Source organism: Chitinophaga sancti (assembly GCF_034087045.1).
Lineage (GTDB): Bacteria > Bacteroidota > Bacteroidia > Chitinophagales > Chitinophagaceae > Chitinophaga > Chitinophaga sancti_B.
Genome location: NZ_CP139247.1, coordinates 6,700,590 through 6,715,834, shown reverse-complemented (window position 1 = coordinate 6,715,834; position 15,245 = coordinate 6,700,590). Strand labels below are relative to the sequence as shown.

Annotated in this window: 11 protein-coding genes; 2 read left to right on the top strand and 9 right to left on the bottom strand. The window is 44.9% G+C overall.

The genetic code is table 11. From position 1 onward, the window contains the following. Nucleotides 1-239: 239 nt before the first annotated feature. The 6 genes from SIO70_RS26905 to SIO70_RS26880 all read right to left on the bottom strand — a co-directional run bounded on the left by SIO70_RS26905 (nt 240) and on the right by SIO70_RS26880 (nt 8,268). On the bottom strand, nt 240-1,766 hold the full coding sequence (locus tag SIO70_RS26905) for a RagB/SusD family nutrient uptake outer membrane protein (protein ID WP_320576041.1): 1,527 nt from the start codon (nt 1,764-1,766) through the stop codon (nt 240-242). Between the two features lie 11 nt (nt 1,767-1,777). Next, on the bottom strand, nt 1,778-5,005 hold the full coding sequence (locus SIO70_RS26900) for a TonB-dependent receptor (RefSeq protein WP_320576039.1): 3,228 nt from the start codon (nt 5,003-5,005) through the stop codon (nt 1,778-1,780). Between the two features lie 93 nt (nt 5,006-5,098). Then, nucleotides 5,099-6,148, bottom strand: coding sequence for a FecR family protein (locus SIO70_RS26895; RefSeq protein WP_320576037.1), 1,050 nt, complete (start codon nt 6,146-6,148; stop codon nt 5,099-5,101). A gap of 60 nt (nt 6,149-6,208) precedes the next feature. Beyond that, a complete protein-coding gene (locus SIO70_RS26890) occupies nt 6,209-6,760 on the bottom strand; it encodes an RNA polymerase sigma-70 factor (RefSeq protein WP_320576036.1) in 552 nt (183 codons plus the stop codon). Between the two features lie 147 nt (nt 6,761-6,907). After that, a complete protein-coding gene (locus tag SIO70_RS26885; RefSeq protein WP_320576034.1) occupies nt 6,908-7,141 on the bottom strand; it encodes a helix-turn-helix transcriptional regulator in 234 nt (77 codons plus the stop codon). A 407-nt stretch (nt 7,142-7,548) separates the two neighbouring features. Beyond that, nucleotides 7,549-8,268: a hypothetical protein gene (locus SIO70_RS26880; protein WP_320576032.1), complete on the bottom strand. Its 720-nt coding sequence runs from the start codon at nt 8,266-8,268 to the stop codon at nt 7,549-7,551. 176 nt (nt 8,269-8,444) lie between these two features. On the opposite strand from SIO70_RS26880, the gene SIO70_RS26875 reads away from it, so the two are divergent. Further along, nucleotides 8,445-10,334: an alpha-L-arabinofuranosidase C-terminal domain-containing protein gene (locus SIO70_RS26875; RefSeq protein WP_320576030.1), complete on the top strand. Its 1,890-nt coding sequence runs from the start codon at nt 8,445-8,447 to the stop codon at nt 10,332-10,334. Between the two features lie 116 nt (nt 10,335-10,450). On the opposite strand, the gene SIO70_RS26870 is transcribed toward SIO70_RS26875, so the two are convergent. After that, the gene (locus tag SIO70_RS26870; RefSeq protein ID WP_320576028.1) at nt 10,451-11,221 is read right to left on the bottom strand and encodes an alpha/beta hydrolase; all 771 of its coding nucleotides are present in this window, start codon (nt 11,219-11,221) and stop codon (nt 10,451-10,453) included. A 478-nt stretch (nt 11,222-11,699) separates the two neighbouring features. Between SIO70_RS26870 and SIO70_RS26865 the strand changes: the two genes are divergently transcribed. Then, nucleotides 11,700-13,058, top strand: coding sequence for an acetylxylan esterase (locus tag SIO70_RS26865; RefSeq protein ID WP_320576026.1), 1,359 nt, complete (start codon nt 11,700-11,702; stop codon nt 13,056-13,058). Between the two features lie 132 nt (nt 13,059-13,190). Here the strand turns inward: SIO70_RS26865 and SIO70_RS26860 are convergent, their stop codons facing one another. Together SIO70_RS26860 and SIO70_RS26855 are read right to left on the bottom strand one after the other, a co-directional pair. Further along, a complete protein-coding gene (locus SIO70_RS26860; RefSeq protein ID WP_320576024.1) occupies nt 13,191-13,598 on the bottom strand; it encodes a response regulator in 408 nt (135 codons plus the stop codon). Nucleotides 13,599-13,609: 11 nt separating this feature from the next. Next, on the bottom strand, nt 13,610-15,241 hold the full coding sequence (locus tag SIO70_RS26855; protein WP_320576022.1) for an ATP-binding protein: 1,632 nt from the start codon (nt 15,239-15,241) through the stop codon (nt 13,610-13,612). Between the last annotated feature and the right edge of the window lie 4 nt (nt 15,242-15,245).

Sequence of the window (15,245 nt, the reverse complement as noted above, 5' to 3'; positions counted from 1 at the left end):
ATGGGGAAACGTTTCGTTCAATTCATGGTGAAAAATTAGGACTCCTTTTGAATATAACGATAGAAAAAAGCAACTTTTTTTCTCCGGCCAAAAAATGATGGTCGCTTTTTTAAATAATTTCCAATGTTGCAGGTACTGTAGCAATGAAAAATAGTTTTGAAATTGTTTGGATTGCAATATGAAATGGAAAGTATTAACATGATATGTTTGCAAATCATGTTAATACTTTCCATTACTATTTAGTTGTACCCATTGTTCTGTGTATACAGCCCTGGTGCTATATCCAGCTGTGATTTTGGAACAGGATAAATAATGTAGTCCGGTGTGAACGCCTGAATCTTATTTTGGACGTCTTCGGACGTGATCCATGCCGAAATTATCGAGGTGATTAACCCACTTCTTACGAGGTCATGCCACCTGGTTCCCTCGGCGGCGAACTCTTTTCTTCTCTCTTCCATCAGTTCTGCGAGGGTCACATTTGCCTTATCGCCTGTCAACCCTGCTCTTACCCTCACCTGGTTCACGATCGCGTCTACATCCGCCCCCTGTGAACCCGAAGCGCCATGTAAAACACATTCTGCCTTCAGCAGCAGTAAATCTGTATACCGCAGCACGATAAAGTTGATGGACCAGTCCTGTGTCACTGTAGGCACCTTTGTAATGTCTACATACTTTTTCAGGAAGGAGCGGGTCTCTACCTGTCCGTTGGTATTGGTATACCCTGTCTGGATGGTAAAGGTCTTCCGGATATCGCCTGCCTCAAAACTATTCAGCAGGTCTGTTGACACCGGACGAATGGTGAGCCCTCCCTGTGTGTTCTTTGAAATAGCCGAAAAATAGGTGTCAGGAACCAAAATGCCGGGATATGAGGCGCCGACTGAAGGAGAGGCTCCGGAAGTATAGTCGATGTTGTAAACGACCTCTTTGTTGTATTCGTTGCTATACGAAAAGATATCGGTGAAGGACGGGAGGAAGGTATAATTTCCACTGTTGATGATCTCATTGAGCAGATCAGCTGCCTGCTGCCATTCATTCAGTCCCAGTCCCGGGCCTTCTATACTATAGGTAGGAGCGGAGCGGGTCATGTATACGAGGGCTAAGATTCCTTTGGCTGCATATTTTGTAGGCCGGCCCCTGTCTGCCGTAGTATAGGTATCTGCTGAGGAGGTGGTGCCATTTGTGGATGGTAAATGATCGGCGGCGTATTTCAGATCACTGATGATGAGGTCATAGATGGCGGAGACCGGACTTCTGCCAATCGTGGCAGCTTCTGCGGCCAGTACTGTCTTGTTTATGAGCGGTACCTTACCAAACAGTCTTACCAGGTCAAAGTAGAAAAAGGCACGGAGAAACTTTGCCTCTGCCTGCAAACGGGTGCGCAGAATGGTGTCTGTAACAAGGTTACCTCTGTCCGCCAGGTTTTCTAATACGAGGTTCGCCCGAAAAATACCATTGTAATTTGTGACCCATGCCTCAGACATATATGCATTGGTAGAGAGGTCATTGTAAAAGTCATTCACGCCTTCCCAGTCCCTTACTCCGCCATCTGATACGGCATATAAATTGTCAGAGCGGGTTTCTGACAGGTTGTAAAGTCTGTCAGGATACCTGAGCAGGTCGTTGTATATAGCGTTCGTCCCCTGTACAAAGTCATTTGAATTAGCGAAGAAGTTATCTGTCGTTACGGACGAAACAGGTTGTAAATCCAGGTCGGTCTTACAGGAAGAAATGATGAATATCGCCAGTATTATCAGTATGTTTCTCATGTGGAATGTGATTAAAAGGTGATGTTTAAGCCGAATATCAGTGATTTGGGCAGTGGTAGACCGCCATAGTCGCCCGCTTCGGGGAAGGAGGTGCTTCCGCTTACATCGGTGTTGGCAGCTTCAGGGTTAAATCCACCATAGTATCTGTCATGACCAAAGTAGTTTTCGGCCGTGATGTATATCCTGGCGGCATTGATCTGTTTTGCTTTCAATGCATTGCCAAGGTTATAACCCAGCGTGATGCTGCGTACTCTCCAATAGTTGGAGGAATATAACCAGTCGGTATTAGCGATGTAGGTCGTACTGGTCACTGCCTTACTGGTAATGCCATTACCCGGTTCTTCGGCAGAGCGCCAGCGATCCCGCATAATGCCCAGGGTATTTTCCAGAGAGCTCATACCGACACGGTTGATGGCCCTGCCCAGTAAAGAGTAAATGGCGCCACCGCTTTGTCCCTGTACCAGCAATCCGAAGTCAAAGTTTTTGTACCGGAAGGTACTGTTGACGCCCCATATCTTATCAGGACTGGGCTTGCCTGCTATCACACGGTCACTACTGTTGATCACACCGTCGCCGTTGGCATCAAAATACTTTGGATCGCCAGCTGTTTCACTGGTGTACAGGGGTACGCCTTTGTCAATATCTTCCTGGCTCAATACACCAATCCTTTTTAATACATAGATGCTGTAAATCGGCTCACCTACTTTCAGTATGCTATGTACTGCTGCATCGCCCAGTCTGGATGGAATTACGATTTGTGTTTGTCCGTTTGGCAATGCTACCAGTTTGTTTTTAGTGAGGGTCAGGTTCCCGCCCAGGTTCCAGCTAAAGTCTTTCGTGCTGATGACTTTCGCATTTAGTTCGAACTCCCATCCATTGTTTTTCACTTTTCCTGCATTGCTCAGGTAGGTCTGAAAACCTGTGGTGGCAAGAATGGGCACATTCAGCAGCAGACTGGATGTAATTTTGTTATAGTAATCGATGGAACCTGTGAGACGGTTATTGAAGAAACCAAAATCAATACCTCCATCGATGGTCTGACTCTTCTCCCATGTAAGATCAGGATTCACAATTGAGCCCTGTGTTTGACCTGCTACCGATGTATTGTTCAGTGATGCATTGGCGGCCGTGAGCAATGCTATGCTGGCATAATCCCCGATATTGTAGTTGCCGGTCTGACCATAGCTCACACGGAGTTTCAGGTTATTCAATGGTTTTACATTGCGCAGAAATGGTTCGTCTGTTACATTCCATCCTACAGAAGCAGCGGGGAATAAGGCCCATTTGGTATTGTTACCAAAGCGGGAGGAACCATCGCGACGCAAGCTGGCAGACAACAGGTATTTCCCTTTGTATGCATATTGTGCCCTGCCAAAGAAGGAGAGCAGTTTGTTCTGCGTTTCTGTACTATTACCTGTGATCGCTACAGCGCCATTGAGTGTGGTGATGTTACTATAGTTGAAGCCACCTGAAGATCTTTCCAGATTGGCGTAGAGGTAATCACTGTTGTAAGAGAAACCTGCCAGCAATGATACGTCATGCGCTTGCCCAAAGTTGTGATTGTAGTTAAAAGTATTCTCATTGACGAATGTCTGACGACGGTATTGTGACAGTGCTCCATACGTACCGGCATTGGGAGATGCAAGCCTTGTAGAATAAGAGGATACAGTGACACCATTGGGTTGGTAAGTCTTTGATGTGTTATCCGTATTGTCGAGGTTTACGGTCGTCTTAAATTGTAGATCTTTCATTATTTCATAATCACCATACAGACTGGTCAATGTTCTGAAACGCCTGGTTGCGCCAATAAAATACAGCAGCTTAGCTACCGGGCTATTGTTGGAAACGGACCATGGATAACGGTCGTAGGTGAATACGTTTACATTTTCTGCATCGAATAGCTGCACGGGGGTAGCTGATACCAGTTGATGCAGGATATTGTCTTTCCCTTCTACACCGGGATCATTGGTGATAGAGTAGGAGGGGTTGATGTTCAATCCCAGTTTGAGTCTGTCATTCGCCTTTACTTCGAAGTTGGCCCGTACGGAATACAAGGTATAATCCGTCTTTTTCACCAGGCCATCCGTTTTGGTATAATTACCGGAAAGGAAATAATTCAGCGTGCCTGTACCACCTCTGGCAGATAACTGGTAGTTCTGTAAAGAAGCTTGTCTGAATGCTTCATCCTGCCAGTCGATGAATTTCAAACCACCGTAGTTGGGTTGTGTCCAGCGATCATCCGTCATATAGTTGATGTCAATACCACCGGCAGGTAAGCCAAGGAGTGTTCTTCTCTCATCGTTGCGCTGTGCCGCAGTCCTGTTAGCGCCTGAGTTCACCCATTGTTGATTGATCATTTCAGTTGCTCTGTCTATCCATTCTTTACCACTGAGCACATCCAGTTTTTTTACAGCTTTTGAATAACCTGCGTTGGCATTGAAACTGATTTCTGCCTTACCGGTTTTCCCTCTTTTGGTAGTGATGAGCACTACCCCATTGCCGCCTCTGGATCCGTAGATGGCAGAAGAAGCGGCGTCTTTTAAGACCTGTATGGATTCGATATCATCAGGGTTGATATTATCCAGTGGATTTCCACTGCCAAAGCTGCCCGCAGAGCCGGGAGCCGCAGTAGACAATGGAAAACCATCTATCACATACAAAGGCTCATTGCCGGCAGAGATAGAAGCAGCACCTCTTACCTGTACGCTGAAAGCCTTGCCGGGGGTACCAGTTGTTTGTTTCACCGAGATACCGGCCATCTGGCCAATGAGTGCCTGATCTACCCGGGTCACAGGTCGTTGCTGCAGGTTCTCTGTATTGAGAGAGGCCACAGCACCGGTCAGACTGGATTTGCGCTGGGTGCCATAACCTACTACCACCACCTGGTCCAGCGAGCCGACAGCAGCCTTGAGTGATACGTCCAGCGTAAAGGTAGTACCGGGTCTGAGCTGATAACCGGAATAATTCTTTGGCTCAAAACCGATACTGGTAATGGTAAAAAGGTATGGGCCACCGGCAGGTACGCTGGCATTGAACAGACCAGCGGTGTCAGTCTTTGCGCCGGTGGTGAAATTGCTTTTTGTGTTGCGGATCACAACGGTGGCGCCTATTACGGGATGATTATCTTCACTGTGAACGATCCCTTTTACGTCGCTCATTTTTGTTTGCGCAAAGGTCCATAAGGGTAGGAAGATCAGGGCTATCATGGAAGCCCGGGTCCAGGGTTGCTTACATTTCATACAGCATTGTAGTTTTATCAGGAAACAACAGCCCTGTTATCAATCGGTATGACTGATACGGTGGGCTATACGTGGAAAATATGTATACGGGTTTTACTTTCTAATTATCATAACGCTATCATTGTCGGTAATCTTAAAGTTGTTCAATTTTGCAATTCGTGCTAAGATTGATGCAAGTGATTCTGTTCTTTCATATCTGGCCGTGAAATAGATATCCTTTATATCGGATCTATTATAAATAATTCTCACCTTATAGAGCGCTTCGAGTTGATTCAGCACTTCTTCCAGTGATTGGTTGTTGAACATATACCAGTTGTTCTCATCGCCATTAACGATGTACGGATCTTCTGCAGGATGATTGTCTCTCGTAGCAGAAGCGGCGTTCTGCAGGAAAGAGCGCACGATGATCCGGTTGCCATAAATAAATTCTTGTCCGGGAGAGAGGTATACTTTGTTCTTCATTCTTCCTGTGTTGGAAGAAGTGATCATCACCTTGCCAGTGTATAATCTGACCCTGATATCATGAAATGTATTGACCTCGAAACCCGTTCCCAATACTGTCGTAGCAATGTCTCCACTGATCACTGTGAATGGATGCTGGTCGTCTTTTGTTACCTGGAAAAATGCCTTTCCTGTCATACTGATCGCGCGGTTGTGGGTGAATGGTTCCCGCCAGGTAAGTGCGCTTTGATCAGCCAGCAGGATGTCGGTACCATCTCCCATAGTGAGTTTCATGGGTATACCGGTGGTGTTCGTAGCATGATGCAGGCTGTCATGCAAAACAGGTCTGGTTGACAGCGCAATATTGGTAGGTGGTCTTTTATCGATCCATTGCCAGTTAACGACAATGAGTAGACAGATGGCAGCGGCGGCGGCCAATATAGCGACCGGTCTTTTGGATGATACTCTTTTCCCCTTTGACTGTTTGAACTGTGTCCATTTTTCGTCCATGTTCATTTCATCCAGCACATAATCGAGTGTCTGCCTGGCATCAGCGAGTTCCCATGCCTGGCGGAGGGTATCCAGGTATTGGCGGTTTTCCCAGCTGAGTGCTATCCAGCGCTCGACGAGGGCTTTTTCGGAGGCGGTGGCCTCATTTGCCAGGTACCTGGTCAGGAGTTTATCGTTGATTGTATTTTCCATGCGCTCGGGTATTAATACAAGTGAGAGCAATTTTACCCCTACAAGGAGTAAAAATATTTTTTAGTGGATAAAGGCGGCCAGTTTTTTCCTGAGTTTTAGTAGTGCCCGGCTCATCTGGGTTTCTACAGTTTTGACAGATAAATGCAGTAGTGCTGCTATTTCGGAGTATTTAAGTCCGTCGTGGCGGTTGAGTTCAAATATTTTTCGCATCTGGTCAGGTAGTTCGGCAATGGCTATGTCGATGGCATCGCGGAGTTGTTTGAGGTCGAGATCGTCCGTGGCGGTCAAAGGATCAGCTGCATTGAGCTGGGCCTGGGTATACTGATCCTGTACCTTTTGGTGTTTGAGGGTGTTAAGGCATTGGTTGTTAACTATTTTGAATAGATATGCTTTGGCAGAGAGGGTCGGGTTGAGGGTATGGCGGGCTTCCCATAGTTTGGAGAAGGAGGTATTTACGATGTCTTCGGCGAGGTGCATGTTGAAGTTGTATTTGATTTTGCAGTATACACAGAGTTGAGGGTAAAGTACCCTGAAGAAGGTTTCAAAGTTGGATTCCAGGCGGAGGTCATGGAATGAAAGGTCTTGCTGGCGGCTTTCGGGTAGTAAAGTCATATCATTACGTGGCTGACCAAATGTAATAAAAAGCTGAGTGAAATGAGAAACCCCGCTGTTGTCATTGACAACAGCAGGGTTTCGCGATCGCGGAGCGATCGTTTGAGGGAAAAGGCTTAATAATTTAAGAACTTGTCAGCCAGACAATTAATATTCACTCCTCTTGATAGGATAAAATTCATTCAGCTCAACTTCGAGTGCAGCAGCTAATTTGATGAGCGTAGTTGCAGCTGGATTTTTCATGCCATTTTCTATTTTCGAAATATCTCCGGCATGTACACCGGAAGAAACTTCGAGATCCAGCTGGGTCATTCTTTTCTGCTTACGAATTGCTTTGATCTTTCCGCCGAGCTCTTTTAATATTACTTTTAGTTCAGACATTCCAGGTGAAAAATGGTCACATTTTGGAGAATAAAAAGTTGTCGATCGACTACTTTCGTGAAAAAAATGAAAACGCTCGTTGGCTGTGAGCAAGCCACCCGCGCAGTTAGGGGTAATCCGGGGTGCGGAGTACTCCTAACTGACACAAGTGAGGTGATGGCATAGCTATAGCTGCTGCACACAGTGAGTGCAGACTTGTCGTTTAGAAACAATGCACGCTGATCATCCTTCTGCGTTGGCATGGATGCAGCTCAAAAATGAGCTTACGATGAAGATGTTGAATGGTTCATGTTGAATGAGATTGCGTGGTTATTTTGAGATATACAGCCTGAGGGTGCTGCAAAGTTCTTTATTACCGGTCGTTTGTTTTATTCCCTTTGTTATTTTGAGTTTGTCCCCGTTGTTGCTTAAGAAAAATTCACTTCATTTCCTATCAGATGGTCCAGCAGCCACTTCCCTGCTTTTGCCGTCTCCTCTTCGGTGACGGTTTTACCTGCTGCCAGTTGGAGGCCCCAGGGTTTGCCGTCATGCACGAAGAGTGGCGGACTTTCTACTACTTCCCAGATGGCGTATCCCAATCGTTTGGACCGGATCAGCAACCGCATGTCGGAAGTGAGGTAGTACAATTCATCCGGCACAGGCTCCAGGATTGCTTTCCTGGAATAGCCTTTTTTTATGCGCGGATGATTGGCTTCTACTACTATTGAGCCAACCTGGTGCTGAGGTTTATAGTAGTAGGTTTTTTTCGCAGATTTGCCAGTGGGTACTTCATCACTGGGATACCTGAGTTGTTCTTCAAAGAGGGAAAAGAAGAGCCGTTGTAGCTGATGAATGTAGTAGATGTAAGCAGAAGTCAGGACTTCGTCTACACCTACAAACCATTTTCCTCCCATGCCAGGCTTCAGCCAAAACTTATTACCAAGCGCTGTTGAACGGAGAATTGTGCCGGTACTTCTATCCATAGTGGAGAAGCGGAAAAGCGACAATTCAGCGCGTTCGATCAATATTGGTTCCAGCGTATCGATAACCTGCAGGATATTTGGTAGATCTGTACCCTTTATCCTAATCTTTTTTCCCTGTTGTAAGAAATAAGCACCTTCGAAAACCTGTTCTAATTCTATTGACACAAAACTAAATAATTTAGCACAAAATACTAAAAATGTTAGTAAATAAATATAGGTTTTAGGGCAGAATAATTACTTGAAAAGTAGACTGTATTCAAAAAGAAAATGATATTTAAAGATTTTTATACTCATTAATAAATCGTAGTTGTATATTAACACTAACGCAGATTACAATTTATATGCAACGTTCATTATTTACATTTATCATCGCCCTTTATTCCACGGCTGTCTTTGCCCAACGACAGAAGGTTATCAGCCCTGACCTATTCGGTATCTTCTTTGAAGACATCAGCTATGCTGCTGACGGGGGATTGTATGCAGAACTCATCCAGAACCGTTCTTTTGAATATACAGGATCGGATCACAGGGGATGGAATCCAATGACTGCATGGGAGTATACACCCAAAGGATTTGCTTACGGCAAAATATCGGTGGAAACAAAATCACCGCTCAATGAAAACAATCCGCATTATGTAGTACTGGATATCCAGGATGCAGGAAAGGAAGGTCTTGGATTAACTAACTACGGTTTTAATGGCATCTCTGTAAAAGAAGGCGAACAGTACGATGTATCGTTCTTCGCAAATAAACTTGCTGGCAATGCCATGCCTGTCACAGTAAGTCTCCGCAACAAAAAAGGAGATATTTACGGCGAAACCACTTTCGATATAAAAGATAAAAACTGGCAGAAATATGCCGCCAGTATTACAGTGAATAAAAGCGATGACAGCGCCTGTCTGGTGATCATCGCAAAAGGTATTGGCGAACTGGCATTGGACCAGGTGTCGCTTTTTCCAAAGAAAACATTCAAAAACAGGCCAAACGGGATGAGGGCTGACCTGGCACAGGCGATTGCAGATCTGCACCCGAAATTTATGCGCTTTCCCGGTGGATGCCTGGTACATGGAGATGGTATCGCAAACATGTACAACTGGAAAAATACCATTGGTCCTTTAGAAGCACGTGTTGATCAGCGCAACATCTGGAACTATCACCAGTCAATGGGATTGGGTTATTTTGAATATTTCCGGTTCTGTGAAGACATCGGTGCTAAACCCGTACCTATCCTGGCCGCGGCTGTGAGTTGCCAGAATTCCGGTGGCACCTGGGCGATTGGTGGCACAGGTCAGAAAGGTATTCCTATGCAGGATATGCAGGCCTATATCCAGGATGTATTGGATCTGATAGAATTTGCAAATGGTCCCGCTACTTCTGCCTGGGGAGCCAGGCGTGCTGCTGCAGGTCATCCGGAGCCATTCCACCTTGAATACCTCGGTATTGGTAATGAAGATAAAATGACCCCCGGTTTTGAAGAACGCTTCACCATGATTTATAATGTTGTGAAAGCAAAACATCCGGAAATTACAGTCATTGGTACAGCTGGTCCTTTCTCTGAAGGGGAAGATTATGAGAAAGGATGGGAGATCGTGAACAAACTGAAAGTACCGGTAGTAGATGAGCATTATTATAATGACCCTGAATGGTTCCTGAAGAATAATTTCCGCTATGATAAGTATGACAGGAAAAAAGCAAAAGTGTATGTTGGCGAATATGCTTCTAAAGGCAACAGGTTTATCAATGCTATCTCTGAAGCTGCTTATATGACCAGCCTGGAAAGAAACGGTGATGTGGTACACATGGCTTCCTATGCGCCACTGCTTGCAAAGAAAGGAAATGCCAACTGGAATCCGGACCTGATCTACTTTGACAATACAGGTGTATATCCAACGGTGAATTACTATGTACAACAGCTGTTTTCCATGAATACAGGAGATGTATATATCAGTGATGTGGTGACTTTTGACCGTAAGAAAGATTCTACACTGGCAGCATCCTGTGTAAAGGATACAAAGACAGGAGATATCATTGTAAAGATTATAAATGCGGGTAGTACAGACGCTAAAGTAAATGTCAACCTGAAAGCTTTTGGTGCATTGCAATCAATGGCAAATGTGACAATATTAAAAGAAGAAAGGGGCGTACCTGTTTCTATTGAAACAGAATTAACAAAAGGAAGTATGACGCTGGATGCACTGAGTATGCAGGTAATACGACTCCACAGGAAATAATTAAACGAGGCTGTATCATCAATAACATACGGCCTCGTTTAATTCGGGTACCTGATGGAGGTAGTCCATTAAGTAATTTTGAAAAGGTTTATTTATTATTGAGTTCTTTTTTATTATTAGATATTTGCGTGAATCCATTGATACGCATATGTTGCCACTTCCTGCCATCCGGGCTCCCCGCAAATGAAGTGCCCCCTGTGCGCAAATTCCTTGAATGTTGTAATACTCTTATCATCTGTATAAGCCTTCGCATTCTTCTTATTCAGTTCCGCAGGAATGATCTGGTCATCGCTGCCGCCAATAAATAATAAAGGGAAATGCGGCAGATCCAGGTCTACGTGTCCGGCACGGCCCAGACAATCTCTTAATACATTCCGGCTGTCATGCGTTGCAAAAGCACGAAAGGCAGCATTAGAGCTTTCATCCGTCATTGTATTAGCAAATGATTCATGGAAGGATTGTTCGTCCATTATAAAAGGATGATCGCCTTTAAATGGATTGGCAATGAGCGTACTGTTTTTGAAAAATCCCCAGTCAAAAGCCAGCATGGCATTGGGGGCTACAGAATCGATACATACACCGCCTGCAATCATATTTTTCTCTGATAGTAACTGTACAATCAGACCACCTACAGAATGCCCGATGGCAATAGGTTTTTCCGATAGTGTTGCAACTACCCTTTCCATTGCTGCAACAACGGTGTCGAGACTCAGTTCGCCAAGTCCTGCAGGTGGCTGCTCGCGTAATGATACGGGATCACCTTCATGCAACGGCCATGCAGGCGCTAAACAGGTGTATCCTCTTTCAGTAAAGAAGTCTACCCAATGAGACCAGCTTTTAGGGTTTTGAAACATCCCATGAATAAATAATATCGTTTTAGATGCCATAAATTTCATTTTATAATTAATAGTAATAACAAAAACCTTGCAGGTAGAGCGGCCTGATTAGAGGAGAGTGAATACTGTAAAAGAAATATCAATAAATGGGTGAAGTATACATGGGGAGCCCTTCCGTGACTGTAATTCCCACTATTCATTTTATTGTCTTATTTTACCTCATTTGCGGGCCTGAATTTCTCATTTCCTGGAAAAGATATACGCTGAGTCGATTTTAAACGGAATGGGCCTTATAGGGCCTGCGAAAACCGTTTAAACGGTACCCGCCTGGGTAGCTGGTAGAAAGATTATAATGGTATGAAAAGAGGGGAGCGCCCAATGGGCATGAAAAATATATTTTACGACTATGAAAAAGATCCGGCGCAGGCATTACAACTTACCCTGTAATTTGATTTTTCAGGCAAATAAAATATATTTGTTTGATTGACACTTAATTTCATCGTTGTGACTACGTTATTAATGTTTTCCCATGATAAGATTGCTATTCTGCCTGTTACTGGTACAGTTTGCCTACGCACAGCAAAACTCTGACAGTGGATATAAGAAACCCTTGCAGGATGTACTACTCGATATCCAGCACCGCTATGGTATCAAAATCCGGTACACGGAGGCAGAGGTAGCAGGTAAGTATGTGACTTATGCGGACTGGCGGTATCGCCCCGATGCAGAGGCGACGGTCGAGCGTGTACTCGCACCACTCGATCTGAAAGTAAGAAAGGAAAAGGATAAACAATACCGCCTCACCAGTTATGAATACTACCGCTGGCCTGTTGCCGATGGTTGGGCTGAGCTGGATCGGATCGCTTCGCAGTATCATAACGAACAGGAATGGGAAAGCAGAAAAGCAACATTACAACCCTGTATCCTGCAGGCATTACAATTGTCTCCATTACCACCTAAACCTGCATCTGCCCCCATCGTTACTGCGGAAAGAAAGTTTGATGGATACACTGTACGTAACATTGCCATAGAGATATTGCCAGGTGTATATATGAATGGTTCATTGTACGCTCCTGCTAAAAGCAAAGGAAAGATCCCTGTGATCCTCAACCCCGACGGGCATTGGAAAGATCAGCGATACAGACCTGACTGTCAATATCGCTGTGCTGCCTTAGCACGCATGGGGGCTATGGCTTTCAGCTACGATCTGTTCGCATGGGGTGAATCTCAGTTGCAATTTGAAGAAGCCGATCATCGTCGTAGTCTGGCCATGAGTGTACAGGCGCTTGGCACCATCAGGATACTTGATTATTTATTGTCTCTTAAAAATGCAGATACCAGCAGAGTAGGTATTACAGGTGGTTCAGGGGCGGGTAGTCATACGGTATTGATGACAGCCATTGATGACCGTATCAAAGTGAGTGCACCTGTAGTGGCCATCAGTTCTTATTTTTATGGTGGTTGCCCCTGCGAAAGTGGGATGCCCGTACATGGTTGCGGCAATAGAACAGACAATGTAGAAATTGCTGCTATGGCAGCTCCCAGACCACAGTTGTTAGTCAGCGATGGTGGCGACTGGACAGATAAAATGCCCGAACACGATTTCCCTTACCTGCAAAAGATCTACGGCTACTACGGCCAGACAGGCAAAGTATCCAATGTACACCTGCCTGCAGAAGGTCATGACTTTGGCCGCAACAAGCGCAAAGCAGTATATGAATTTATGGCTAAATATCTACAACTTAATATCGCCGCCGCAGACGAAACCAGAATAACTATTGAACAACCCGCCGCGATGTATGTGTTTGGAGAAAAAGGAGAGAAATTGCCCGCACATGCTATTCACGGATTTGCACAACTTGAAAAGCTATGGAATGCGCCACGTTAAGACACTCACATTGGCACAATCCTCTGAATAATAACTCTAAACCACTTACGATAAAGCTGATACTTATTTTGCCTGGGCAAGCAGAGGAAAGAGTGATAAGAGAGAGTGTGGCTGCCAGTGTCGCAATAACAATCAATCTGCCTGGCAGAAATTCAGAAACACCTGCGCTGTTTCCAGGCTTTCTTTGACAGATACAGGTTTGGTAATATATGCATGTGCACCTAAGGTGACACATTTCGCTTTTTCAAAAGGATTGATAGAGGTAGAGTAGATGATAACAGGAATATTCCTGAAGCGGTCATCTGCCTTCAGGTTTGCCAGTGTCTGTGTACCGTTCATTTTTGGCATGTTCAGGTCCAGTACAATCAGACAAGGAACTACCTGTTCTGCGCTAAAGCGCGTTTCCAGCAATTGCAGGGCCTTTTCGCCACCTTCGGCAAACATCATCACATTATCAGCATTGATCATTTCCATGGCTTCTCTGATAATAACCATATCTTCAGAGTCGTCGTCAATAACCAGTATTTTTCCACATTTCATAAAGCAAGCAATTAAATAACCGGATGTGTAGGCAAAGAAACGAAAAAAGTTGCACCTGATCCCTCTTCTGAGGTCGCCCATATTTTACCCTGGTGCATTTCTACGATCTTCCTGCATATGGCCAGTCCCAATCCTGTGCCTTCATACGTCTGTCGCGTATGTAAGCGCTGAAAGAGGGTGAACATTTTAGGCAGGTATTTTTCATCAAATCCAATCCCGTTGTCCCTGAATATAAGTTCTATATGCCCGTTCTCCTGCTTGTAAGAAATATCTACCTGCGGTGCCTGGGCATCCTTGCTATACTTCAATGAATTGCTGATGATATTGCCAAACAGCTGCCGCATCATTCTTTCGTCACAATAGAGTTTTGGCAGTGAATGAATATTGAGTGCAGCCTTCTTTTCTTCAATAGCTATTTCCAGGTCCTGGCAGGCATCTGTCGCTACCGCATTCAGGTCAACTTCCTGGAACTGAATCTGTTCTTTATTGATTTGTGAGAAGAGTAACAGGTCCTGTATCAACGATCGCATTCTGCGGGAAGCGCCCTGTATGCTGTTCAGGAAATGCAGGCTTTTCTCGTCAAAAGAAGCCTGGTATTTATTCAGCAGGTAGTCACTATAAAATAACAATTTTCGTACCGGCTCCTGCAGATCATGAGACGCGACAAAAGCAAATTGCTGTAGCTCCTGGTTACTGCGGTTCAGTTCTTCAATATACTGTTCCAGTGTATGCTGGTTATCTTTCAGTTTCTTTTCCGCCTGCTTTAATTCATAATTATCTTTCAGTGTTTCTTCTACCGTTTTCTGCGCATGGATGTCTACCATAAACCCGATACGGTAACTGGGCTCGTCTTTATCTCCATTGAGTGGTGACAGTGAGATCTGGTGCCAGAGATAATCGCTGGTACTTTTGTTCATCAGCCTTGCCTGTATCTTGATGGTGGTGGCACCCCGTGTAATATCATTTTGCAACAGCAGACAAAAAGCGTCATAATCATCTTCATGCACGATGGTTTTCCATTTACTGTTGTTGAGACTATTCAGGTTTTGACCTGTGTAGTGTAACAGCCAGTAATTGGCATAGAGCAGTTGCCCGTGATCGTCGAGTGAGAAGATCATAAGCGGGAGAGAATTGGTGAGCACTTTGTACTGGTCTTCACTTTTCTTCACTCTTTCCGACAGTTCCTGCAGCTGTTCATTCTTCCTTTTCAGTTCCTCGTAAGGGGAGATGGAAGGTTCATTGCGAAAGAGGCTCCGCCACTCATCCAGCTTTTGTATATCTATGCGGAAAGCGGGAGAGATGGTATAGAACAGTTCTATGCTGGTCTCCGGACCATTTGTAGAAACTTTATATTTATTAACGAGTTTTTTTGCATGTTCAAGACCTTCCCGGGCGTTGTTTTGCTGCTCATTTTTCAGGCAGGCCACGATGAATTTTTCACGCAGATCGCTTTCTACGCTTAAAATGAGACAACCACTTTTGCCGCTGTCGATGGCGTTTCTTGACACCTCGGACACGGCAGTAGCAAAAGTTGTTTGTGCCGACAGGGAGAGACCGGCCAGTTCTGCCAGTTTCATAGAGCGCTTATGCGCAAGTATGAGATCCATTTCATTCTCAAGGGTCACCCGGGCAAGTTCGTGCATGAGA

Bases quoted from the DNA above. Each gene is read 5' to 3' on its own strand.
- SIO70_RS26855 (WP_320576022.1), bottom strand. From the start codon at position 15,241: ATGCACGAACTTGCCCGGGTGACCCTTGAGAATGAAATGGATCTCATA.
- SIO70_RS26900 (WP_320576039.1), bottom strand. From the start codon at position 5,005: ATGAAATGTAAGCAACCCTGGACCCGGGCTTCCATGATAGCCCTGATC.
- SIO70_RS26885 (WP_320576034.1), bottom strand. From the start codon at position 7,141: ATGTCTGAACTAAAAGTAATATTAAAAGAGCTCGGCGGAAAGATCAAA.
- SIO70_RS26875 (WP_320576030.1), top strand. From the start codon at position 8,445: ATGCAACGTTCATTATTTACATTTATCATCGCCCTTTATTCCACGGCT.
- SIO70_RS26870 (WP_320576028.1), bottom strand. From the start codon at position 11,221: ATGGCATCTAAAACGATATTATTTATTCATGGGATGTTTCAAAACCCT.
- SIO70_RS26890 (WP_320576036.1), bottom strand. From the start codon at position 6,760: ATGACTTTACTACCCGAAAGCCGCCAGCAAGACCTTTCATTCCATGAC.
- SIO70_RS26865 (WP_320576026.1), top strand. From the start codon at position 11,700: ATGATAAGATTGCTATTCTGCCTGTTACTGGTACAGTTTGCCTACGCA.
- SIO70_RS26905 (WP_320576041.1), bottom strand. From the start codon at position 1,766: ATGAGAAACATACTGATAATACTGGCGATATTCATCATTTCTTCCTGT.
- SIO70_RS26860 (WP_320576024.1), bottom strand. From the start codon at position 13,598: ATGAAATGTGGAAAAATACTGGTTATTGACGACGACTCTGAAGATATG.
- SIO70_RS26895 (WP_320576037.1), bottom strand. From the start codon at position 6,148: ATGGAAAATACAATCAACGATAAACTCCTGACCAGGTACCTGGCAAAT.